General features: G+C 70.7%; 19 protein-coding genes. 9 read left to right on the forward strand and 10 right to left on the reverse strand.

The genetic code is table 11. From position 1 onward, the window contains the following. Positions 1–11: 11 nt before the first annotated feature. From G6R20_RS11470 to G6R20_RS11480, 3 genes are read left to right on the forward strand one after another with little or no spacing between them, the layout of a single operon-like run. The gene (locus G6R20_RS11470; RefSeq protein WP_240341420.1) at positions 12–551 is read left to right on the forward strand and encodes a transporter substrate-binding domain-containing protein; all 540 of its coding nucleotides are present in this window, start codon (positions 12–14) and stop codon (positions 549–551) included. After that, positions 548–1,564, forward strand: coding sequence for a cation diffusion facilitator family transporter (locus G6R20_RS11475; protein WP_240341421.1), 1,017 nt, complete (start codon positions 548–550; stop codon positions 1,562–1,564). Before G6R20_RS11470 ends, G6R20_RS11475 begins: the two co-directional genes overlap by 4 nt. A gap of 39 nt (positions 1,565–1,603) precedes the next feature. Further along, a complete protein-coding gene (locus G6R20_RS11480; protein ID WP_163376498.1) occupies positions 1,604–2,128 on the forward strand; it encodes a hypothetical protein in 525 nt (174 codons plus the stop codon). 64 nt (positions 2,129–2,192) lie between these two features. Here G6R20_RS11480 and G6R20_RS11485 read toward each other — a convergent pair whose 3' ends face one another. From G6R20_RS11485 to nadA, 3 genes are all read right to left on the reverse strand, one after another. Then, positions 2,193–2,717, reverse strand: coding sequence for a hypothetical protein (locus G6R20_RS11485; RefSeq protein WP_163376499.1), 525 nt, complete (start codon positions 2,715–2,717; stop codon positions 2,193–2,195). Between the two features lie 64 nt (positions 2,718–2,781). After that, a complete protein-coding gene (gene nadC, locus G6R20_RS11490; protein WP_163376578.1) occupies positions 2,782–3,621 on the reverse strand; it encodes a carboxylating nicotinate-nucleotide diphosphorylase in 840 nt (279 codons plus the stop codon). Positions 3,622–3,683: 62 nt separating this feature from the next. After that, entirely contained in the window at positions 3,684–4,769 is a 1,086-nt protein-coding gene (gene nadA / locus G6R20_RS11495) for a quinolinate synthase NadA (RefSeq protein ID WP_163376500.1), read from the reverse strand. 72 nt (positions 4,770–4,841) lie between these two features. Here nadA and G6R20_RS11500 point away from each other — a divergent pair, with 72 nt between their 5' ends. After that, positions 4,842–5,546 carry an NUDIX domain-containing protein gene (locus G6R20_RS11500; RefSeq protein ID WP_069389992.1) on the forward strand — a complete coding sequence of 235 codons (705 nt, stop codon included), beginning with the start codon at positions 4,842–4,844 and terminating at the stop codon, positions 5,544–5,546. Here the strand turns inward: G6R20_RS11500 and G6R20_RS11505 are convergent. Beyond that, the gene (locus G6R20_RS11505) at positions 5,515–6,150 is read right to left on the reverse strand and encodes a hypothetical protein (protein WP_069389991.1); all 636 of its coding nucleotides are present in this window, start codon (positions 6,148–6,150) and stop codon (positions 5,515–5,517) included. The genes G6R20_RS11500 and G6R20_RS11505 overlap by 32 nt on opposite strands. A gap of 190 nt (positions 6,151–6,340) precedes the next feature. On the opposite strand from G6R20_RS11505, the gene G6R20_RS11510 reads away from it, so the two are divergent. The 3 genes from G6R20_RS11510 (at position 6,341) to treY (ending at position 13,166) form a co-directional block, all read left to right on the forward strand. Next, the gene (locus G6R20_RS11510) at positions 6,341–8,452 is read left to right on the forward strand and encodes an acyltransferase family protein (protein WP_069389990.1); all 2,112 of its coding nucleotides are present in this window, start codon (positions 6,341–6,343) and stop codon (positions 8,450–8,452) included. 116 nt (positions 8,453–8,568) lie between these two features. Continuing rightward, the gene (gene glgX, locus G6R20_RS11515) at positions 8,569–10,713 is read left to right on the forward strand and encodes a glycogen debranching protein GlgX (RefSeq protein WP_096905624.1); all 2,145 of its coding nucleotides are present in this window, start codon (positions 8,569–8,571) and stop codon (positions 10,711–10,713) included. Between the two features lie 2 nt (positions 10,714–10,715). Further along, entirely contained in the window at positions 10,716–13,166 is a 2,451-nt protein-coding gene (gene treY / locus G6R20_RS11520) for a malto-oligosyltrehalose synthase (protein WP_163376501.1), read from the forward strand. 68 nt (positions 13,167–13,234) lie between these two features. Here treY and G6R20_RS11525 read toward each other — a convergent pair whose 3' ends face one another. Continuing rightward, a complete protein-coding gene (locus tag G6R20_RS11525; protein ID WP_163376502.1) occupies positions 13,235–13,600 on the reverse strand; it encodes an RNA-binding S4 domain-containing protein in 366 nt (121 codons plus the stop codon). Between the two features lie 190 nt (positions 13,601–13,790). After that, the gene (locus tag G6R20_RS18755; RefSeq protein ID WP_240341422.1) at positions 13,791–14,267 is read right to left on the reverse strand and encodes a hypothetical protein; all 477 of its coding nucleotides are present in this window, start codon (positions 14,265–14,267) and stop codon (positions 13,791–13,793) included. Positions 14,268–15,062: 795 nt separating this feature from the next. On the opposite strand from G6R20_RS18755, the gene G6R20_RS11535 reads away from it, so the two are divergent. After that, a complete protein-coding gene (locus tag G6R20_RS11535) occupies positions 15,063–15,737 on the forward strand; it encodes a nitroreductase (RefSeq protein ID WP_069390435.1) in 675 nt (224 codons plus the stop codon). A gap of 72 nt (positions 15,738–15,809) precedes the next feature. Here G6R20_RS11535 and G6R20_RS11540 read toward each other — a convergent pair whose 3' ends face one another. Next, positions 15,810–16,049 carry a hypothetical protein gene (locus tag G6R20_RS11540; RefSeq protein WP_067713823.1) on the reverse strand — a complete coding sequence of 80 codons (240 nt, stop codon included), beginning with the start codon at positions 16,047–16,049 and terminating at the stop codon, positions 15,810–15,812. 4 nt (positions 16,050–16,053) lie between these two features. Continuing rightward, positions 16,054–16,731 carry a YigZ family protein gene (locus tag G6R20_RS11545; RefSeq protein ID WP_069390434.1) on the reverse strand — a complete coding sequence of 226 codons (678 nt, stop codon included), beginning with the start codon at positions 16,729–16,731 and terminating at the stop codon, positions 16,054–16,056. A gap of 179 nt (positions 16,732–16,910) precedes the next feature. On the opposite strand from G6R20_RS11545, the gene treZ reads away from it, so the two are divergent. Further along, positions 16,911–18,656, forward strand: a complete 1,746-nt coding sequence (treZ, locus tag G6R20_RS11550; protein WP_240341441.1) for a malto-oligosyltrehalose trehalohydrolase — start codon at positions 16,911–16,913, stop codon at positions 18,654–18,656. A gap of 40 nt (positions 18,657–18,696) precedes the next feature. Here treZ and ilvA read toward each other — a convergent pair whose 3' ends face one another. Further along, a complete protein-coding gene (gene ilvA / locus G6R20_RS11555) occupies positions 18,697–19,971 on the reverse strand; it encodes a threonine ammonia-lyase IlvA (RefSeq protein ID WP_163376504.1) in 1,275 nt (424 codons plus the stop codon). A gap of 43 nt (positions 19,972–20,014) precedes the next feature. Continuing rightward, entirely contained in the window at positions 20,015–23,563 is a 3,549-nt protein-coding gene (gene dnaE / locus G6R20_RS11560) for a DNA polymerase III subunit alpha (RefSeq protein ID WP_119192934.1), read from the reverse strand. Positions 23,564–23,572 lie beyond the last annotated feature (9 nt).

A 23,572-nucleotide genomic window follows, 5' to 3' on the forward strand; every position in this document is an offset into this window, starting at 1 on the left:
GAGGGGGAATCGTGCAGGTCCGAAGCCATCCCGTCGTGCGTCGCCCGTCCCGCAGCCCGGTGTCGACGACCGCCCGCAGCGTCGTCGCCGTTGTTCTCACCTCCGCCGTCACCACCCTCGCGGCCGCCTGCGGCGGACCTGTACCCAAGGACACCGACGGCAGCCTCGCGCGCATCACCGACGGCGTGCTCCGGGTGGGCGTGTCGGAGAACCCACCGTGGACCGAGGTGTACGACGACGGCCGCGTCGCCGGTCGGGAGGTCGACCTCGTCACCGGCTTCGCCGAAGCCCACGCCGCGGACGTCGAGTGGACGCCGGGCGCGGAGAGCGAACTGGCAATGGCGATGGCCCGCGGTGACCTCGATGTGGTCGTGGGTGGGCTGACCTCCGACTCGCCGTGGGAAAAGGAGGTCGCACTGACGAGGCCGTACACCGAGGAGATCACCCCGGACGGGGATACCGAGAAGATGGTGATGGCCACACCGCTCGGGGAGAACGCGCTGCTGGTGGCGTTGGAGACCTACCTCGCCGAGGCCGGGGGTGAATCGTGAGTGACGAGCGGGACAGGGGCCGGGGCGAACACGCGGTGGCGGGCGTGGCCCCGGGGCTCGGTCGCGACGACCTGCCCGTCGAGCAGCGGGCAGCGCTGCGCCGGGCGATCCGCCTGGAGTGGGCCACCCTCGCGGTGATGACCGTGACCGTCGCCGCGGTGTACGCGGTGTCGGGTCAGTCGCAGGCGATGAAGGCCGCGTGGATCGAGGACTCGCTGTCGCTGCTCCCGCCGATCGCTTTCCTCGTGGCGATCCGGGTCTCCCGCATGCCGCCGACCGCCCGCTTCCCCTACGGTATGCACCGCTCCGTCGGGATCGGGCACCTCGTCGCGGGGGTGGCGTTGCTCGCGATGGGGGCGTTCCTCGTCGTCGACTCCGGAACGTCTCTGCTGACCCGTGAACGCCCACCGATGGGGGTCGTGGTGATCGGCGGGCAGGTGATCTGGTCCGGGTGGCTGATGATCGCGGTGATGGCGTTGTCCGTCGTCGGGCCGCTCATCCTCGGTCGCATGAAGACCGGTCCCGCCGAGGCGCTGCACGACAAGGTGCTCTACGCCGACGCCGACATGAACCGCGCCGACTGGAAGACCGGACTGGCCACCATCGTCGGTGTGCTGGGCATCTCGCTCGGCCTGTGGTGGGCGGACGCGGTGGCGGCGCTCGTGGTGAGTGCGTCGATCGTCCGGGACGGGTGGTCAAACCTGCGCGGGGCGATCGAGGGACTCGCCGATGCGCGACCCACCCGGTTCGACGGCACGGACCCGCACCCGCTCGTGTACCGGATCGACGAGCTGCTGGCGGGCGTCGACTGGGCAGACGACCACGGCGCGCGGGTACGCGACGAGGGGCACGTCTTCCACGTGGAGGCGTTCCTCGTCCCGGCCCGCGGCCGGGAGATCACCGTCGAGCGGCTCGCGGACGTGCGCCGGAGTCTGGCGGAGCTGAGCTGGAAGATCGAGGACGTGGTGGTGACGGTGGTATCGGAGGTACACGACGCCCACCGGCCCTGCTGACCGGCTGCACGTCGTCGCCCGGGCTGGCAGGCTCGGGGTATGACCTCACTCGAGACCATCCGAACCGCCATCGACAGCGCGACCGAGCCCGAGGCGCCGGCGCTGGAGCGTGCCCGCATGATCATCGTGGACAAGCTCGGCGAGCGGGACAGTCTGGCGCTCGACGAGCTCGTCGAATCCGTCTGCGAGGCGTACGAGGCGCCGTCGGGCGAGCCGCTGCGGCTGGTCGACGTGGACCCGTCCGCGCCCGACTCCGACACCCCGGCCCTGCGGAACCTGCGTTACGCCCGCGCCGCGCGCACGGCCATCATCGACCTGCTGGACGAGGGGGCGATCGTGGCCGTCGATCCCCTGCCCGGCGACGGCGAGATGGTCCGCGCCACCGGCGAGGGGGACCCTGCCTGTGGTAACCACGACGACGGCAATGACAACAACGACGACGACGAGGTCACCGCCGCCAAGGAGACCACCGACGCGGCGGCCGCGAAGGCGGGAGCCGAGGAGATCGTCCTCGCGACGGGCCCGCAGCCCGAGGGGCGGCGGTTCGCGCTCGGGGACCGCTGACCCCCGGCCGGCGGGGTCGGGGCGCGACAGGGCCGGGTGCAGGGTGGGCTACAGGGCGGGCCGACTACAGGGTGAGCGTCTCGTCCGGGTGGTCGGTGTCCTTGAGCGGCTTCTGGGCCCCGCCGGACAGGGTGGTCTCACCGATCCGGGCCTCCCGGTAGCGCTCCGCCTGGGCCTGCGTGATGGGCTCGCGGGCGCCGTCCTTGGCGTAGCAGACGGGCAGCCAGGCGCCCTCGTTGTCCAGGCGGGCGACGATGCGCTGCCGGAGCCGGAACGGCTGGATCGAGTCGGACCAGGCGACCAAGAGGTCGAGGTTCGCGCCGCGGGCGTCGGGCGTCGAGTCGGTGCTGCAGAAGTGCTGGACGCTGCGCCACACCGCGAACTGCGCGCCGGTCACCGCGAGCGGATCGACGGTCGGGGCCTTGGCGGCGCGGGCGGACCGAGTCGGCCGGGTGCTCCTGGCGGGTGCGGGCGGAGGCGGCGGCGAGGAGTTCTCCCCGGCCTCCACGCGGCGGCGGGCTTCCTCCATCCGCTGCAATCGTCGTTCCGATGCCGTGCTTTTCTCGCCTGAGTCCCAGAACCCCGTCATGGTCCTCGACTTTACGCGGACCGCGGCCCGTCGCCCGAGCCCGAAGGCGGCGGTGGGGCGTACCTCACATGTCCAGCCCCAGATCGAGCACCGCGACGGAGTGGGTCAGGCCCCCCACGGCCAGGAACTCCACCCCGCAGCGGGCGTAGTCGGCGGCCGCATCGAAAGTCAGCCCGCCGCTGGACTCCAGCCGGGTGGCCGGTGAGACCTTGTCGCGGCGCTGGACCGCGATCTGGGTCTGCCAGACGGGGAAGTTGTCCAGCAGGACCAGGTCCACGCCCGCGTCCAACATCTGGTCGAGCTGCTCCAGGGAGTCCACCTCGACCTCGCAGGGCAGGTCGGGGAAGCGCTCGCGGACCGCGGCCAACGCCGGGAGCACCCCGCCGGCGGCCACCACGTGGTTGTCCTTGACCAGCACCGCGTCGCCGAGGCCCAGTCGGTGGTTGACCCCGCCGCCGCAGCGCACCGCGTACTTCTGCAGCAGTCGCATGCCGGGCATGGTCTTGCGGGTGTCGCGGACGGCGCAGTCCGTGCCGGCGAGCTCGTCGGCCCACGCCCGGGTCGCGGTCGCCACCCCCGACAGGTGACAGACGAGGTTGAGCAGGGTCCGCTCGGCGGTGAGCAGACCGAGTGTCGGGGCGCTGATCTCGGCCACCACGTCGCCGGCCGAGACGCGGTCTCCGTCGCGGGCGTGGCGCGTCACCGAGAAATCCGCCCGCCCCGGCTCGGCCCGGCCGAGCACCTCGGCCAGGACCATCTCGATCAGCGGCAGCCCGGCCACCACGCCGTCGGAGCGGGTCGCGAGGCGGGCCGTGGCACGGGCGTCCGCGGGCACCGTCGCCAGCGACGTGGCATCCGGGCCGTATCGCAGGTCCTCCTCGAGGGCACGACGGACCGCGATCAGGGCGTCCGCACGGGTGTCGGGATCGAAGAGCTCGTCGTCGTCGGCCCCGGGTGCAGCGCCGCTCACTCCCCCGACCCCGGGTTGCCGATGGCGATCATCCGCTCGACGGACCCGCGCGCGGCCTCGGCCGTGGCGGGATCGACGTGCACCTCGTCGGCACCCTCGACGAGGGCGCGCAGGAGCGCGGCCGGGGTGATCATCTTCATGTAGGGGCAGCTGGCCTGGTCGTTGACCGGCAGGAAGTCGATCTCGGGCGCGGCCTTGCGCAGCTGGTGGATCATCCCGATCTCGGTCGCCACGAGGACCTCGCTGGCCCCCGAGGCGCGGGCGGCGTCGACCATCCCTCCGGTGGACAGGATCTTGACCTGATCGGCGGGGACCGCACCCTCGGTGGCCAGGTGCAGGGCGCTCGTCGCGCAGCCGCACTCGGGGTGGACGAACAGCTCGGCACCCGGGTGGGCCTCCGACTTGGCGGTGAGCTGGTCACCGTTGATCGCCGCGTGGACGTGGCACTCGCCCGCCCACACGAGGACGTTCTCGCGGCCCGTCTTGCGCCGGACGTGCGCACCGAGGAACTGGTCGGGAAGGAACAGCACCTCGCGGCCCGGGTCGATCGACTCGACGACCTCGACCGCATTGGAGCTCGTGCAGCAGATGTCGGTGAGGGCCTTCACCGCGGCGGTGGTGTTGACGTAGGAGACCACCACGGCGTCCGGGTGCTCGGACTTCCACTCGGCCAACTGCTCGGCGGTGATGGAATCGGCCAGTGAGCAGCCCGCGGCCTCGTCGGGGATGAGGACGGTCTTGTCCGGGGAGAGGATCTTGGCGGTCTCCGCCATGAAGTGGACGCCGCAGAAGATGATGGTCGACTGCTCGGCCTCCGCGGCGATGCGCGACAGGGCCAGGGAGTCCCCCACGTGGTGGGCGATGTCCTGGATGGCGGGGACCTCGTAGTTGTGGGCGAGGATCACCGCGTCGCGCTCGGCGGCGAGGCGGCGGATCTCGGCGGCCCACTCCGCGTCGGGCTCGACGCCCGTGTACACCGAGCCGTCATGGCGGATCCTCGCGGCCAGGGGCGAGTCGAGCCGCCCGACGGTGGTGTCCGGCCGCGGCGCGACCGTCGTGCCGTGTCCTGTGGCAGTGCTCATCGCTGCCCCCTCCCGGGTCGTTTCTCCGGGCCGATACGCCACCGGCCCCGTTTTCGACTTACAATCGAAAACATGATGCAGTGTAACACCGGTCACGAGGTGCTCGTCGTGGTGACCCAGGTCCGGCCGACCCCCGGCTCCACCGCACCGGCGCTCCACGTGATGCTGTGGCAGCACTCGCTCGGGCCGGCCGCCGGCCGGTGGGCGCTACCCGGCGGTGAGGTCCGCGACGACGAGGACCTGCCCGCCTCCGCCACCCGGCAGCTCGCCGAGAAGGTCGACGTGCGCTCGCTCAGCCACCTGGAATCGGTCGCGGAATTCTCGGACCCCGCCCGCATACCCGGCCGGCGCGTGTTCGCCTCCGGATTCCTCGGTGTCCTGCCCAGCGATGCGGATCCCGCCATCCCCGACGACACCGCCTGGTTCCGGGTCGACCATCTCCCCGACACCGTCTACGACCACGCCGAGATCGTCGCCCGCGCCCGCGCCCGCCTCGCCGCCAAGCTCTCGTATTCCACCCTGGGGTTCGCCCTGGCGCCCGTGGAGTTCACGCTGTCGCACCTCGCGCAGCTCTACGGCGCCGCCCTCGGCCACCCGGTGGACCCGACCAACCTCCAGCGCGTCCTGACCCGCCGCGGTGAGCTCGTGCGGTGCGGACGCAGCGCTCCCCCCGGGCCCACGGGCGGCCGGCCGGCGGCGCTGTACACGTTCGCAGAACGGCGCCTCCGGATCACCGACCAGTTCGCTACGCTGCGGCCGCCGGCGGGGGTGGGCTGACGGGTGCCTCGGGGTCGTCGAGGTACGCCAGCACCGCCACCGTGAACGCCGCGATCATCACCCCGAACACCACCCAGTCGAGACCCGGCGGGAACCAGTCCCATGACGGGCCGGACGTGCCGAAGACCATGCGGTCGAAGAACAGACTCCCGACCGCCGGAGCCTGCCGGACCACCTCGCCGTAGGGGACGTCATCCGGGGGCGCCGCGACCACGTCTGCCAGAGGCGTCGCGGCCGCAGCCGCGATCGCGCAGGCCACACCCGGCAGCAGCACGAGCGCCGGGACGCCATCCGGCCGCCGCAGGTGCGGGTGACGCCGCCACAGGACCATGACCGCACACACGGTCGCGAACCCCGACAGGACAATGAACACGAGCAGCTGGCTGCCACCGTCCACCCCCGAGTCCGGTAGCCGGAGACCCCGGCCGTCACCGACCGACAACAGCTCCGCCCGGGGCGCCGCGACGATCCACAGCAGCAGCGCGACCACGAACGGGCCCACCACGCCGAGCAGGGTCGACGCCGCGAATCGGGCCGCACCGCCGCGGTGCGGGGCCGTGGTCGACGACGGCGGGGACGACGATGTCGACGACGGGCTGGTCATGCGCACGGACTGTACCAACGCCGGTGGTGCCGACCCGTTGTGGTGTAATCGGACCCGGCTCCGCCGGTGTACGGCACGGTGCCCGGACCCCGGGCCGGGCCCCCACCGACCCACCGGACGACACGTCAGGAAGTACCCGCCAGTGGCCACCATCTCTCCTCCCGCGCCCGCTGGGCGGCGCCGCGGGAAGATGGCCTACCGACACGACATCGACGGGTTGCGTGGCCTCGCGATCGCGCTGGTGGTGGTCTTCCACATCTGGATGGGCCGCGTCTCCGGCGGCGTGGACGTCTTCCTCACCCTGTCCGGCTTCTTCTTCCTCGGCTCGCTCCTGCGCGGCGCCGGCGACCCCGGCACGCCGCTCTCCCCGCTTCCCCACCTGAAGCGGCTTGTCCGCAGGCTGTACCCGGCGCTGGTGGTGACGATCGCCGCCACCGTGCTGGGCACGGTGCTCGTCAAGCCGCCCACCCAATGGTCGACGATCTTCGAGCAGACCGTCGCCTCGCTGCTGTACTACCAGAACTGGGAACTGGCGCTGACCGCGTCCGACTACGTCGCCGCCGACGCGACCATCTCCCCGCTGCAGCACCTGTGGTCCATGTCCGTGCAGGGCCAGTTCTATGTGGTCGCCCTGGCGGTGATCCTGGGCGGGACCGCCCTCTGGCGCCTGATCGTCCGCAGGGGCACCCCGAAGTGGCTTCTCGTGGGCATCGTCGCCGCGGGCACCGCCGCCTCGGTGTGGTGGGCCGTCCTCGGACAGGCCGACAACCAGGCGTGGAACTACTACGACACCGGCGCCCGCATGTGGGAACTGCTCATCGGTGGCCTGGTGGCCATCCTGCTGGCCGGAATCGTCCTGCCGTGGCCCCTGCGGCTGCTCACCACCGTCGCCGGACTCTTCCTGGTGGTGAGCACCGGCTTCTTCTTCGACGGCGCCGCCCACTTCCCCGGCCCGCTCGCCTGGTACCCCATCGGCGGCGCCCTGCTCATCATCCTCGGCGGCAACCTCCCGGTCGGGCAGCGCGCCACCCCGGCCAAGGACCCCGTCACCTGGCTCCTGTCCGGACGGGTGTTCCGGCGGCTCGGCGACATCTCCTACTCGCTGTACCTGTGGCACTGGCCGCTGCTCATCCTGTGGCTGTCCCACGACCGCGAAGCCGAGATCACGCTGGTCTCCGGCCTGACCATCATCGTCGTCTCGCTCGTGCTGGCGCTCCTCACCGAGAAGTACGTCGAGCGCCCGCTCCGCATGGCCAGCCGGGCGCGGGGACGCACCACCCCGGCGGCGGCGGCACGCGACCGACAGCGGGGCGGCCCGGCCCGTTCGGCCCGTGAGCAGAAGCGATTCGTGGGGGCGAGCGTCGTCGTCGTCGTCGCCGTCGTCGCCAGCCTGGGGACCGTCAGCTGGTGGAGCGCCACCTCCGGCTCCCGTTCGTCCGTCCCGTACGTCGACTCCCTCACCGACCCGGACCACCCCGGAGCGCGGGCGTTCTTCGAGGGCGTCCCCGCACCCGACGACGCCCCCTACGTACCCTCCCTGCTCCAGGTCGGCAATGACCTCCCCGCCAGCACCATGGACGGCTGCATCTCGACCTTCGAGTCGACGGAGGTCGAGATGTGCGTCTACGGCGACGTCACCTCGCCCCGCACCATCGCGCTCACCGGCGGCTCCCACGCCGAGCACTGGATCAGCGGCCTCGACGAGGTCGGTCGGCACTACGGCTTCCGCGTGGTCACCGTCCTCAAGATGGGCTGCCCCCTCACCCTGGACGCCACGGTCTCCGACGGCGGCGAACAGCTCTACGAGAGCTGCGCCGAGTGGACCCCCGAGGCGCTGGCGGCGCTCGTCGGGTTGGACCCGGACTTCGTCTTCACCACCGCCACCCGACCCGTCGGGGTCGTGGGACCCGACGTCACCCCCCGCCAGTACGTCGACCTGTGGCGCGCGCTCGGCGAGCAGGGCATCGGGGTCATCGCCATCCGCGACACCCCGTGGCTCAACCGCGGCCGCGGCCCGATCCGCGCCCCCGACTGCCTCGGCGACGGCGGCACCCCGGCCGAGTGCGGCATGCCTCGCGAGCGCTCCATCTCCCCCGTCAACCCCGCCGCGCTCGCCGGCGCCGGCCTCGACTCCGTGCGACTGCTCGACCTCACCGACGGGCTGTGTGATCCCGAGGTCTGCCCCGCCGTGGTGGGCAACGTGATCGTCTACCACGACTCCCACCACCTGTCCGGCTCCTGGGTGCGCTCCGCGTCCGGCGAACTGGCCCGTCAGATGGGGCCCGCCACCGGCTGGTGGTGAACAGCTGGCGGTGAACGGCCGGCGGTGACCTGCTTGCGGGTGGCCGACGGAGCCCACGACCCGCCTCCGCCTGCACGGCCACGTCCGGACGGCCCTCAGGCACTACCCTGGGTCGGGTGACCCAAGACGACGAGACGCAGTCCGCCCCGGAGCTCATCCGAGCCTGGCCCGGTACCCCCTACCCGCTGGGGGCCACCTACGACGGCACCGGCACGAACTTCTCCCTGTTCTCAGAGGTCGCCGAGCGCGTGGAGCTCTGCCTGATCGACGACGACGGCGGCGAACAGCGCATCGAGCTCGTCGAGGTCGACTACCACATCTGGCACTGCTACCTGTTCGGCGTGACGCCCGGTCAGCGGTACGGGTTCCGCGTCCACGGTCCGTACGAACCCTCCGACGGGCTGCGGTGTGACGCGTCCAAGCTGCTCATGGACCCGTACGGCAAGGCCTTCGACGGCTCCTTCGACGGGGACCCGAGTTTGCACAGTTACGACCTCGACAACCCGGACGAGCGCAACACCGACGACTCCCTCGGGCACACCATGACCACCGTCGTGATCAACCCGTACTTCGACTGGGGCAACGACCGCGCCCCCGGGCACGAGTACCACAACACGGTGATCTACGAGGCGCACGTCAAGGGCATGACCGCGACGCACCCTGACATCCCCGCCGAGATGCGCGGCACCTACGCGGGGATGGCCCACCCGGCGATCATCGACTACCTCACCGACCTGGGCGTCACCGCGATCGAGCTCATGCCGGTGCACCAGTTCATGCAGGACCAACGACTCATCGACATGGGCCTGCGCAACTACTGGGGCTACAACAGCTTCGGGTTCCTGGCGCCCCACAACGAGTACGCGTTCTCCGACCGGCCCGGCGACGCGGTCAGCGAGTTCAAGGCCATGGTCAAGGCCTTCCACGAAGCCGATATCGAGGTGATCCTCGACGTGGTCTACAACCACACCGCCGAGGGCAACCACATGGGCCCCACCATCGGCTTCCGCGGTATCGACAACCAGGCCTACTACCGGCTGGTCGAGGGCGACGAGCAGCACTACATGGACTACACGGGCACCGGGAACACGCTCAACGTCCGGCACCCGCACTCCCTGCAGCTCATCATGGACTCGCTGCGCTACTGGATCCTCGACATGCACGTCGACGGGTTCCGCTTCGACCTCGCCTCCGCCCTGGCGCGCGGCCTACACGACGTCGACCGGCTGTCCTCGTTCTTCGACCTCGTCCAGCAGGACCCCATCGTCAGCCAGGTCAAGCTCATCGCCGAACCCTGGGACGTCGGCGAGGGCGGCTACCAGGTGGGCAACTTCCCACCGCTGTGGACCGAGTGGAACGGCCAGTTCCGCGACACGGTGCGCGACTTCTGGCGCGGCGAGCCCGCGACCCTGGGCGAGTTCGCCTCGCGCCTGACAGGGTCCTCGGACCTGTACGAGCACACCGGTCGCCGCCCCAACGCCTCGATCAACTTCGTCACCGCCCACGACGGGTTCACGCTCAACGACCTGGTGAGCTACAACGAGAAGCACAACGACGCCAACGGTGAGGACGGCAACGACGGCGAGAGCCACAACCGCTCCTGGAACTGCGGGGTCGAGGGCCCCACCGACGACCCCGAGATCATCCAGCTGCGCCACCGCCAGCGGCGCAACCTCCTCACCACGTTGATCCTGTCGCAGGGCACGCCGATGATCGCCCACGGCGACGAGATCGCCCGCACCCAGGGCGGCAACAACAACGTCTACTGCCAGGACAACGAGATCTCCTGGATGGACTGGGACCTCGACGAGGAGAAGCAGGACCTCCTGGAGTTCACCCGGAACCTGGTCCAGCTGCGCAAGGACCACCCCGTGTTCCGTCGCCGCCGGTTCTTCGGCTCCCCGCTGCGTGGCGAGGAGGAACCGCAGGACATCGGGTGGTTCACCCCGGAGGGCTCGGAGATGACCAGCAAGGACTGGGATTCCGGGTTCGGCAAGTCCATGGCCGTGTACCTCAACGGCGAGGGGATCCACGAGCCGGACGTGCGCGGTCAGCGGATCGTGGACGATTCGTTCCTCATGCTGTTCAACGCCCACCACGAGCCCATCGAGTTCTCCCTGCTCGGCGCCGACTACGCCGAGAAGTGGGAGGTCGTCCTGGACACCGCCGACCATCTCGAGGAGCGCGCGGACGAGTTGAGCTCGGACGGCACCATCACCGTGGCCGACCGCGGCACGATCGTGCTGCGCAAGGTCAGCTGAGCATGGCCGCCGAGGACGAGACAGGGACCGGGGCCGGGCCGAGCCGGGGCGCCGCGCTGGCGAGCACCTACCGCCTCCAGCTGCGCACCCCCGCCTCGGACCCCGACGGCCGAGGCTTCACCCTGGCCGACGCCGAGGAGCTCGTGCCCTACCTGGCCGACCTCGGCGTGGGCGCGGTGTACCTCTCGCCCGTCATGACCGCCACTCCCGGCTCCACCCACGGCTACGACGTCGTCGACCCCACCACCGTCTCGGCCGAACTCGGCGGGATCGACGCACTGCGCTCCCTTCGCACGGCGTGCCGGGCCCACGAGCTGGGCCTGGTGGTGGACATCGTCCCGAACCACCTCGGTGTGGACGAGCCGGCCGCCAACCCGTGGTGGTGGGACGCGCTGAGGCGGGGCCCCGACTCGCCGCACTTCTCGTTCTTCGACTTCGACACCGAGGAGGCGAACGGGGCCGACGGCAGGATCGCGATCCCCGTCCTGGGGACACCGGACGATGTGGCGGACCTCGTCGTCGTCGCCCCCGGAGACTCCCCCTCCGGCGAGGCCGAGCTGCACTTCTACGACCACCGGTTCCCGGTGGCCCCCGGCACCGGGGACGGCACCGCCCGCGAGGTCCACGACCGCCAGCACTACCGGCTCGTCCACTGGCGCGAGCCGCTGCTGGGCTACCGGCGGTTCTTCACCGTCACCGGGCTCGCCGGGCTGCGCCAGGAGGACCCCGAGGTCTTCGAGGCCACACACGCCGAGGTGCGGCGCTGGTGCGAGGAGGACCTCGTCGACGCCATCCGCGTCGACCACCCCGACGGACTGTCCGACCCGGTCGGGTACGCGCGACGGCTGCGGGCACTCGCCGGCGACGACCGCGTCCTGCTGGTCGAGAAGATCCTCGCGCCCGGTACCGAATCGACCCCACCCGAGGTCCTCGAACCCGCCATGCCCGTCGACGGCACCACCGGCTACGACGCCCTGCGGTTCATCGACCAGCTGCTCGTCGACGCCTCCGGCGAGGCCCGGCTGTCCGAGCTCGCCCGGCGCTACACCGGCGACCCCGGTGACGAGGAGCAGGTGCACGCGCAGTCCGCCGAGCTCAAACGGCAGATCGTGGCGGAGGACCTGGCTCCCGAGCTCGCGAGGTTGGCGCGCGCGGTTCGTCGCGAGGTGGCGGTCGGGCTGGACGGCCCGGCGAGCGACGACGTCGACGAGGCCGCCCTCCGGGAGACGCTGATCTCCGTCGTCGCGCGCACGCCGTTCTACCGGGCCGACTACCCCGTCCTGCGCGGCACCCTGCCCACGATCCTGGGGGGACTGCGCCGCGACCGGCCCGAACTGGTGCCCGCCCTGGGGCTCGTGGCCGCAGCACTGGCCCGCGGCGGCGAGGCCTCGACCCGGCTCGCGCAGGTCACCGGCGCCGCCACCGCCAAGGCCGAGGAGGACCGGCTGTTCTACCGGCTCGCGCGACTGGTCTCGCTCAACGAGGTCGGCGGCTCGCCCGGCCGGATGGGGATGCCCGTCGAGGCGTTCCACCTCGCCATGGCCGAACGGGCCCGCTCCACCCCGCTGGCGATGACGGCGCTGAGCACCCACGACACCAAGCGCGGAGAGGACGTCCGCGCCCGGATCTCGGTGCTCTCGCAGCTCCCCGACGAGTGGGCCGACCTCGTCACGCGCGTGTTCGACGAGTTCCCGCCGCCCGCCGAGGACGCGGGCTACTTCCTCCTCCAGGTGATCGTGGGCGTCTGGCCCGAGCTGGGCGGGCCCACAGACGACCTGCGGTCGCGCCTGCACGACTACGCCGACAAAGCCCTGCGTGAGGCCGCCGTGCACACCACCTGGACCGATCAGGACGCCGACTTCGAGTCCGGTGTGCACCGGTGGATCGACACGCTGATCGACTCCGGCGGCGGGCTGCTGGGGCCGTTCGTCGAGCGCATCGCCCCGGCCGGCCGCGACAACTCGCTGGTCGCCAAGGCCGTGCAGTTGCTCGGCCCCGGCATCCCGGACGTCTACCAGGGCACGGAGGTGTGGGAGGACTCGCTCGTCGACCCGGACAACCGCCGGTTCGTGGACTACGGGCCACTGCGCTCCGGCGCCGTCGCCCGTGCGGGACACCCCAAATTCGTGCTGGCGCGCGAGCTGCTGCGGTTGCGGCGGGCGCATCCGGAGGCCCTGACCGGCGGGGCGTACGTGCCGCTGCCCGTGCAGGGTCCGGCCGCCTCGGACGTGGTGGCGTTCACCCGGTCCGTCGACGGACGGCCGGCGGTCGGCATGATCGCGCGGCGGCGTACCGCGGTGCTGCCCGCCGAGGAGTTCACCGGGACCGTGGTGCTCCTACCGCAGGGGACCTGGTCCGTGCGCCCGGGCGGGACGCCGCTCTCGGGCCGCGTCGATCTCGGCGAGTTGCTGAGCGAGTCGGCGGTCGTGGTGATCGTCCGCGAGGGCGGCTGACCGGCGGGGGCGGCTGACCGGTGGGGGCGCGGCGGCGCGGCGGCACGGGGGCCTCAGTCGCGGGGACCTCAGTCGCGGCCCAGCAGTCGGTCGGTCTCGCGGCGCTCCCGCTTGGTGGGCCGCCCGGCTCCCCGCCCCCGCCGCGGCTGGGAGGCCAGGACCTCCTTGGGCGGCGGCGGGGGCGAGTGATCGATGTAGCAGGTCGCGGCCACCGGGGCACCGACCCGCTTGTTGATGGTCGTCACCACCTCGAGAATGCGGACCCGCCCCAATGCGCCGGTGACCTGCACGCGGTCGCCGGGAACGACGGGCTTCGACGGCTGCACCGCCTCGCCGTTGACCTTGATGTGCCCACCGCGACAGGCGGCCGCCGCCTTGGTCCGCGACGGGAACAACCGCACCGACCACGTCCACGCGTCCACCCGAACACTCATGGGGCCGAGGATAGCTGTGGCCGCCAGGGGCGCCTGAAACCCACCGACCTGTGCGTGATCCACCGATCCGTGTGCGATTCACCGCGGGAGCTCCGTCGGCGGATCGTCATCCGATCAGTGCATCACCGACCCCGCCCGCGAACCATCGTGGCGGGTGCAGACTTTTCAGGCGGGTGCCGGACCCCGGGGCTCAGGCCGCGACGGGATAAAGGACCCGACGGACTTTCTCGGCCAACAGGCGCGGCTGCTCGAGATCCGCCCACCGCCAGTGCAGGATCCGATAGCCGAGAGCGAGGAGCTCGGCATCCCGGTCCTTCTCACGGCCGAGTCGGCGCCTCACCTCTGCACTGTCCGCGCCGTCGAAGTACTTGCCGAACCCGTCGCACTCCCCTATCACCCCGAACTCGCGCCACAGGAAGTCCACGCGGGCGATGCGGTTGCCGTGCCTGCCGATGATGTCCGCCTGGGTCTCCGGCGCCGGGAGTCCGAAGTCGGCCAGCGTCAGGCGGCTGAGCGTCTCGGCCACGCTCTCGCTCCGGCCGTCGGTCAACGCCATAGACGCCCGGGCTCTCTTGATCCCCGAGCGCCCGGCCGCTTCCTCGAGCGCGCGGTCCAGAGCGGCCGGGTCGATCAGTTCCCCGTGGAGTGCCGCATCCGCGACGGCCACACCCGCATCCCGACCAACGGTCCGCGCGAGATCCATTACAGTACGCGCGGGAGCAGTGACTCGCAGGCCATCAACCCGGGTCACCTCGTCCTCGCGGAGAGCGCCGAGATGATGCTTCATCGCCCGGGTCGTGTGGGTTCGCCAGCACTGATGGTCTGCCGAGACCGCAACCTTTCCCAGAGGCAGTCCCCACGAGGGCAAGCCGTGTATGAGAGCCGCGGATGCGTGCGAGAACACCGGGGAGTCGAGCGCCGCATCCGCGGCCAACACGTTCAGCAGGTGCCGGTCCTCTTTCCGAAGTCGGCGGGCTACGCCGTCCACGTAGTAACCCGGTCTGAGACGGACCAGGTCGCCTGAGGAGACCGCCCGGCTCATCCGCTGAGAGGTCATGCCGTCGGCTCGCAACCGAGAGGCCGTCAGGAGGAGGGATCGCAGTTCGCTCATGTCAGTCACGACCCGATAATGGCCGGGCGCCGTGCTCGACATGCCGCCCCTGAGCACCCGGAGCACGCCACCTGTGGAGGGGGAAGACCCCTGTGGATATCGCGGTCGCGCATGACCGGCCCTTCGCGACAACCGCAGATCGAACGACGATCCACCGAGCGATCCCGCCTGGTGGATCGCCGACCGATCGGCGGATTGGGGCCGGCGGGATGATGGAGGGTGCGGGTGCGGGTGCGGGTGGGGCTGGCGAGGCGGCGGTGGCAGCGCTGGCGGCTACAGCCCCTGCCAAGCCCGCCTGGGGCCCGTGCGAGACTGGGCTCACACTTTGAAACGAGTTCCCCTGGAGGGCCCATGACCGACGCCGCCGCCACGCTGGAGCAGCTCCTCGACGACCGCTACAGCTGCCGGGGATTCACCTCCGAGCCGGTCCCGGAGGAGACGATCGACCGGATCTTCCGCATGGCCCAGCGCACCGCATCGTGGTGCAACTCGCAGGCCTGGCAGGTGGAGCTGGTGACGGGACGGGCCACGGCGGCGTTCGGCGAGCATCTCACCGACCATGTGCTCTCCAACGACATGCGCTCGGATTTTCCCGCCCCGGAGCGGTATGACGGTGTGTATGGCGACCGCCGCCGGGCGAGCGGCTTCGGGCTCTACTCGGCGCTCGGCATCGAGCGGTCTGACACGGACGCCCGGCTGCGTCAGATGCTGGAGAACTACCGCTTCTTCGGCGCCCCGCACGTCGCGGTGATCACCTCGGACGCGGGCCTCGGCACGTACGGGGCGGTGGACTGCGGTGGTTACGTGTCGACGTTCCTGGCGGCCGCCACGTCGCTGGGCGTCGCCACATGCGCCCAGGCAGCGATCGCTTTGTACTCGGATGCGGTCCGCGAGCACCTGCAGATCCCCGAGGACCGCCTCATCGTCTGTGGGATCGCCTTCGGCTACGCCGATGCCGACCACCCGGCCAACACGTTCCGGGCCGAGCGTGCGGACCTGACCGACGTCGTGCGCCGACACGGCTGACACCCGCAGTCGACTCGCGGCCCACGGATCTCGGCTGACCCGCAGCCCGACGGGCACATCACGCGGGACAGCTCAGTACAGCTCGCGCTTCTGATCGGGCTTGCCGGAGATGGCCTTGCGGACCTTGTTGCCGTTGTAGATCGCCACGATGGCGGCGAGGATCGCCACCACGGTGAAGAACGAGCTCGCGAACAGCGCGATCGGCAGCGACACGGCCGTCACGCCCAGAGCGATAGCGGTGGTGCGCGCATCCTTGCGGACCTGCTGCTTCTGCTGCTCGATCGAGTTCGGCTGGTAGGGCTGCATGCTCATGTAGTCAGGATTCCATATCCCGGCGAACGGCCGCGTTCTCGGTGGTGGCCACCCCTGTGGACTCCCACTCGACCCCGCCGGAGGTGCGGGCGGCCAGGATCGGCCCGACCACGTCCAGTTCGCCGGCGACGGTCAACCGCACGCGCCGGCCGTAGTCGACGTCCATCACCCGGGCACCGACCGAGCGCAGCGCCCCCTCGAGCCCGCCGGCCACCGAGTGGTCGACCTCGGCCGTCCACGCCGGGGTACGGGTCACCTCCGCCACGCGACCGCCCCGCCACGCGGAGTCGACCGCCCCGGACACCGCCGCCGAGTAGGCCCGCGCCAGCCCGCCGGTGCCCAACTTGGTGCCGCCGAACCACCGGACCACGACCGCGCACACCCCGGTCAGGCCACGTCCCCGCAGCACGTCCAGCATGGGTGTCCCGGCGGTGCCGGAGGGCTCGCCGTCGTCGTTTGACCGCTCGATTCGGCTGGCCCCGGGAACTTCCACGATGAAGGCACTGCAGTGGTGGCGAGCCGACGGGTGCGCGGCCCGGAGTTCGGCGATCAGGGCGCGGGCGTCCTCCTCGTCGTCGCACCGTCTCAGCACGGCCACGAACCTGGAGCGTTTCTCCTCGTACTCCCCCCTCACGTCCGGTCCGGCGGTGAGCCGGAGCACGCGGGGCGGGGAGTCGGTCATGTCCCCAGTATCGCCGTTGGTCGTGGATGGGCACAGGTCGGCCTGCGGGTGTCGTTCGCCCCTCCCCGCGGCGGCACGTTTTCCCTACGCTGGGCGGTGTGACCTCACCGAGCCAAGCGACCCCGACCGACACGAGCGCGCCCGCCACGACCGTCCCCGCCGCCACCCCGCGCGACGAGATGTTCTCCGTCTGGGCGCCCGAGGCCCGCGCGGTGGGGCTGGTGCTGGACTCCCCCGACTCCGACCCTGTTCCGATGCGCCGCGCCCCGGGCGGCTGGTGGACGTCCGGCACCCCCCGGGAGCAGGGCAGGGACTACGGGTTCGTGGTGACCGGCGACGACGACGAGGTCAGCCCGCCGCGGCCCGACCCGCGGTCGCCGCGTCAGCCGAACGGGGTCCACGGGCTGTCTCGGGCACATCGCCTCGAGGAGTCCCGCTGGACGGACCAGGCGTGGACGGGACGGCAGCTGGCCGGATCGGTGATCTACGAGCTGCACGTGGGCACGTTCTCGGCCGGCGGGACGCTGACCAGCGCGATCGAGCACCTCGACGAGCTGGTCGAGCTGGGCGTGGACATGGTCGAGGTGATGCCGCTCAATGCGTTCAACGGCGAGTACGGCTGGGGCTACGACGGGGTGGCGTGGTTCGCGGTGCACGAGCCGTACGGCGGGCCGGACGCGTTCCAGCAGTTCGTCGACGCCTGCCACGCGCGGGGCCTCGCGGTGTGTCTGGACGTGGTCTACAACCACCTGGGGCCGTCCGGGAACTACCTGCCGGAGTTCGGGCCGTACCTGTCGGCCGCGGACGGTCCGTGGGGGTCGGGGCTCAACCTGGATGGTGAGCACTCGGGCGCGGTGCGGCGCTACATCATCGACAACGCGCTGCGCTGGTTCGACGAGTTCCACGTGGACGCGCTGCGGCTGGATGCGGTGCACGCGCTGCACGACGCCTCGGCCGTGCATCTGCTGGAGCAGCTGGTGGTGGAGGTGGAGTCGCTGGCGACCCATCTCGGGCGGCCGCTCTCGCTCATCGCCGAGTCGGATCAGAACGATCCGCGGACGGTCACCGCGCGTGAGGGTGGCGGCCTCGGGCTGGACGGGCAGTGGGACGACGACGTGCACCACGCCGTCCACGCCGCCGTGTCGGGGGAACGGCAGGGCTACTACGCCGACTTCGGGTCGCTCGAGTCGCTGCGACAGGTGCTCACGGGTGCGTTCCTGCACGCGGGGACGTTCTCGACGTTCCGCGGGCGCGTGCACGGGCGGCCGCTGGACGTGGGCCGGGTGCCGGGGTCGCGGTTCGTGGCCTACACGCTGACGCACGACCAGGTGGGCAATCGCGCGGCCGGCGACCGGCCGTCGATGAACCTCACGCCGCAGCAGCAGCTGGCCAAGGCCGCCATCGTCCTCTGTTCGCCCTTCACGCCGATGCTGTTCCAGGGTGAGGAGTGGGGCGCGCGGACGCCGTTCTGCTTCTTCACCTCGCATCCCGAGCCGGAGCTGGCCGAGGCTGTGCGTGAGGGTCGGACCCGCGAGTTCGCGGCGATGGGCTGGGATCCGGACACGGTGGCGGACCCGCAGGATCCGGAGACGTTCCGTCGCTCGGTGCTCGACCGCACGGAGCAGGCGGCCGATGAGCACGCCGAGATTCTGCGGACCTACCGGGCGCTGATCGCCCTGCGGAAGTCCGAGCCGGAGCTCAGCGACCCGTGGCTGGGCTCGGTCCGGGTGGACTGCGGCGTGGAGGCCGACGACAACCGCTGGCTCGTGGTCCACCGCGGGGCGCTGGCGCTGGTGGTGAACCTGGGCACCGAGCCGTCGCGGGTCCCGCTGGCCGGCGAGGCGGTGTTCGCCTCGGGGGCGGTCGCCGACGACGACTCGGTGTTCTGCCAGGCGTTCGGCTTCGCGGTGCTGCGGACGCGCTGAGACGACGTCACGGTGGACGCCGCCCGCGCGTGAAATCAGGTCAGGTCAGGTACTCGTACGCCGCGGTGCCGGGCTCGAGGCGCTCGCAGTCGATCCGGGAGGCGTCCATCCGCTCGAGCAGGGAGTGCAGGCCGGTGGCCGAGCCCAGCTCGATGCCCACCAGGGCGGCGCCGTACTCGCGGTTGTTGCGCTTGAGGTACTCGAACTGCGTGATGTCGTCCTCGGGCCCCAGGACCTCGTCGAGGAAGCGGCGCAGCTGGCCGGGCTCTTGCGGGAACTTCACCAGGAAGTAGTGCTTGAGTCCCTTGTGCACCAGGGAACGTTCAATGATCTCGCTGTACCGCGAGACGTCGTTGTTGCCACCGGAGACCAGGCAGACGACGGTGGCACCCTCGTCGATCTCGAGCTGCTCCAGCGCCGTCACCGCCAGTGCCCCGGCGGGCTCCGCGATGATCCCCTCGTTCTGGTACAGCTCCAGCATCTCGGTGCAGACCGCGCCCTCGTCCACGGTGAGGACCTGGATGCGCTCGGTCATCGAGGAGATGACACCGAACGGGAACTCGCCCAGCCGCGCGACCGAGGCGCCGTCCACGAAGGTGTCGACGGTGTCCAGGGTGACCGGCTCCCCCGCCTCGAGCGCCCGGGTCAGGGATGGGGCCCCAGTGGGCTCGACGGCGATGATCTTGCAGTCCGGCGCGTACTCGGCGAGGTAGGTCGCCAACCCACCAACCAGGCCGCCGCCACCGACGGGGACCACCACGGCGTCGGGCGTCTCGTCGAGCTGGGCGAGGATCTCCGCGGCGATGGTGCCCTGCCCTGCCATCGTGTCGGGGTGGTCGAACGGCGGCACCATGGTCGCCCCGGTGCGCGCGGCGTCGGCTCGGGCGGCGGTCTGGGCGGCGTCGAAGTTCGTCCCCGTCACCACGAGCTCGACCGAGTTCCGCCCGTGGGCGAGGATCCGGTCGCGCTTCTGCTTGGGCGTGTTGGTCGGCACGTAGATCCGGCCGTTGATGCCCAGCACCCGGCAGGCGAAGGCGACGCCCTGGGCGTGGTTGCCGGCGCTGGCCGTCACGACGCCGGCACTGCGCTCGTCCCTGTTCAGCTGCGCCATGAGGTTGTAGGCGCCGCGGATCTTGTACGAGCGGACGTCCTGCTGGTCCTCCCGCTTGAGCAGGATGTGCGCGCCGGTCTGCTCGCTCAGCCGCTCACTGACCTGGAGGTCGGTGCACCGGACCACGTCACCGATCCGGCGGGCGGCGGCGTCGATGTCGTCGGGGGTGACGACCTGGGTCGTGGCGGAATCGGTGACGGTCACAGCCACCAGTGTCCCACCGCGCCCACGATCACCGTCAACCCGGTCAGCCCGTGAGGCAGCCGGGGCCGAGCAGCGCCTTGAGATCGCCCATCAGCGAGGACGAGGTCTCGACCCGCAGGTGGTCATCGAGCCGCAGGACGGTCGACGAACTTCCGTTGACCAACCGCAGGTGCACGTCCGACGGTCCGGGGTGCCGCCCCAGGACCTGCTTGAGCGCGGTGACGGTCTCGATGGTGCACATCCGCGTCGGCAGCGTGAGCGCCAGCGGCGCCCCGTTGCCACCGACGACCAGGTCGGGCACCTCGAGGGTGTCGCCGAACACCGAGACGCGGTCCTCACGGATGTTGATGCGCGCCTTGACCAGCACCACCGCGTCCTCGGCGATGTCCATCGCCGCGAGACGGTACGTCTTGGGGAAGAACAGCACCTCGACACTGCCGTTGAAGTCCTCGATGGTGACGATCGCCCACGGCTCGCCGTTCTTGTTGACCCGCCGGTCGACGCCGGAGATGATCCCGCCGATCGTCACGGCGGTGCCGTGCGCGAGCTCGCCCTCGTGGATGGTGGCGATGGTGGTGTCGGTCTTGGCCTCCAGGGCGGCCTCGAGCCCGTCCAGCGGGTGCCCGGACACGTACAGACCCAGCATCTCGCGTTCCAGGGCGAGCTTCTGCTTGATGTCCCATTCCTCGTCGGGGACCCGGACGGCGAAGACGTCGCCAAAGCCCGAGTCGGCCTCGGCGTCATCTCCCCCGCCGAACAGGTCGAACTGACCCACCGCCTCGGCCTTCTTGGTGGACATCACCGATTCCACCGCGTCGGCGTGGACCAGGAACAGTCCCTTGCGCGGGTGGCCGAGAGAGTCGAAGGCGCCGGCCTTGACGAGCGACTCGGTGACCTTCTTGGTGCAGGCGGTCTGGTCGATCTTGGCCAGGTAGTCCGAGAAGTCGCCGAACTCGCCCTTCGCCTCGCGGGCCGCGACGATCGAGTCGACCACCTGGGCGCCGACGTTGCGCACCGCGCCCAGTCCGAAGCGGATGTCGGTGCCCACCGACAGGAAGTTGGTCCGCGACTCGTTGACCGACGGCGGCAGGACCTTGATGCCCATCTGGCGGCAGTTGGACAGGTACAGGGCGGCCTTGTCCTTGTCGTCGCCGACGGAGGTGAGCAGCGCGGCCATGTACTCGGCCGGGTAGTTGGCCTTGAGGTAGCCGGTCCAGAAGGAGACGAGGCCGTAGCCGGCCGCGTGCGACTTGTTGAACGCGTACGAGGCGAAGGGCTCGATGGTGCCCCACAGTGCGTCGACGGCGTCCTTGGAGAAACCGCGCTCGAACATGCCGCCGGAGAACTTCTCGTACTCGGCGGCCAGCACCTCGGCCTTCTTCTTGCCCATGGCCTTACGGAAGCCGTCGGCCTCACCGGCCGTGTATCCCGCGAGTTCGCGGGAGATGGCCATGATCTGCTCCTGGTACACGATCAGGCCGTGGGTCTCGCCGAGGATCTCCCGGAGCGGTTCCTCGAGCTCGGGGTGGATGGGCACCAGTTCCTGCTTGCCGTTCTTTCGGTCGGCGTAGTTCCAGTGCGTCCCCATGCCCATCGGCCCGGGGCGGTACAGGGCGAGGGCGGCCACGATGTCGTTGAAGCCGGTGGGCTTCATCCGCTTGAGCAGCTCGCGCATGCCGCCGGAGTCGAGCTGGAACACGCCCAGCGTGTCACCGCGGGCGAGCAGCTCGTAGGTCGCGGGGTCGTCCGTGCTCAGGACGTCGAGGTCGATCTCCTCGCCCCGGTTGAGCTTGATGTTCTCCAGGCAGTCGCCGATCACCGTGAGGTTGCGCAGGCCCAGGAAGTCCATCTTGAGCAGGCCGATGTCCTCACACGACGGGTAGTCCCAGCCGGTGATGATGGCGCCGTCCTGCGCGCGCTTCCACATGGGGATCACGTCGAGCAACGGCTCGGAGGACATGATCACCGCGCAGGCGTGCACGCCGGCCTGGCGGACCATGCCCTCGAGCCCGCGGGCCGTGTCGTAGATCCGCTTGACGTCGGGGTCCGTCTCGATGAGCTGACGGACCTCGGCGGCCTCACCGAAGCGCTCGTGCTTGGAGTCGGTGATCCCGGACAGCGGGATGTCCTTGGCCATGATCGGCGGCGGCAGTGCCTTGGTGATCCGGTCGGCGATCGCGTAGCCGGGCTGGCCGAAGTTCACGCGCGCGGCGTCCTTGATGGCGGCCTTGGTCTTGATGGTGCCGAACGTGATGACCTGGGCGATCTTGTCGGCGCCCCACTTGTCGGAGGCGTAGCGGATCATCTCGCCGCGACGGCGGTCGTCGAAGTCGATATCGATATCCGGCGCCGACGGACGCTCGGGGTTGAGGAACCTCTCGAACAGCAGCCCGTGCTCGATCGGGTCGATGTTGGTGATCTTCAGCGCGTACGCGACCAGGGCGCCGGCGGCTGAGCCTCGGCCGGGTCCGACCTTGATACCGATGGAGCGGGCGTGCTCGATGAGGTCACCGACCACCAGGAAGTAGCCGGGGTAACCCTTGCCCTTGATGACCTCGAGCTCGAACGCGGCGCGGTCGAGATACTCCTGCGGGACACCGTCCGGGAACCGCCACTCCAGACCCTTCTGGACCTCCCTGGCCAGCCAGGTGTCCTCGGTCTCGCCGTCGGGGACGGGGAACTTGGGCATCCGGTCCTTGGGGGCCCAGATGTCGTCGTACGGCTGGACGCGCTCGGCGATCCACAGGGTGTTGTCGCAGCCGCCGGGGACTTCGGTGTCCCACTGGGCGCGCATCTCGTCGGCGGACTTGAGGAAGTAGCCGTCACCGTCGAACTTGAAGCGGTTCTCGTCGGCGAGGGTCTTTCCGGTCTGCACGCAGAGCATGGCCTCGTGGTAGTGGGCCTGCTCGCGGGTGACGTAGTGGCAGTCGTTGGTCACCAACGGCGGCATCCCCAGGTCCTTGCCGAGCGTGAGGAGGTCCTCGCGGACCCTGCGCTCGATGTCGATCCCGTGGTCCATCAACTCGAGGAAAAAATTGTCCTTGCCGAAGATCGACTGCCACTTCTCCGCGGCCTCGTAGGCCTCCTTCCTGTGGCCCAGGCGCAGCCGCGTCTGGATCTCACCGGAGGGGCAGCCGGAGGTGGCGATGATCCCCTCGGAGTGCTCGGCGAGGATCTCGGCGTCCATGCGCGCCCACTTGCCCAGCTGCCCCTCGTAGGAGGCCAGCGAGGACAGGCGGAAGAGGTTGCGCAGGCCGGTGGCGTTCTCGGCGACCATCGTCATGTGGGTGTACGCGCCGGAGCCCGCGACGTCGTCGCTCTTCTGGTTCTTCTCGCCCCACAGCACGCGCTTCTTGTTGAACCGCGACTCGGGGGCGACGTACGCCTCGATCCCGATGATCGGCTTGATGCCGGTCTTGACGGCCTGCTTATAGAAGTCCGACGAGCCGTACATGTTGCCGTGGTCGGTCATCCCGACCGCCGGCATGCCGAGCCGGGAGGCCTCCGCGAACAGCGGGTCGATCTGCGCCATCCCGTCGAGCATCGAGAACTCGGTGTGATTGTGCAGATGCACGAACTGGGATCCGCCCACGCAGCATTC

Origin of the sequence: Dietzia sp. Alg238-R159 (assembly GCF_900537145.1) — a bacterium.
Lineage (GTDB): Bacteria > Actinomycetota > Actinomycetes > Mycobacteriales > Mycobacteriaceae > Dietzia > Dietzia kunjamensis.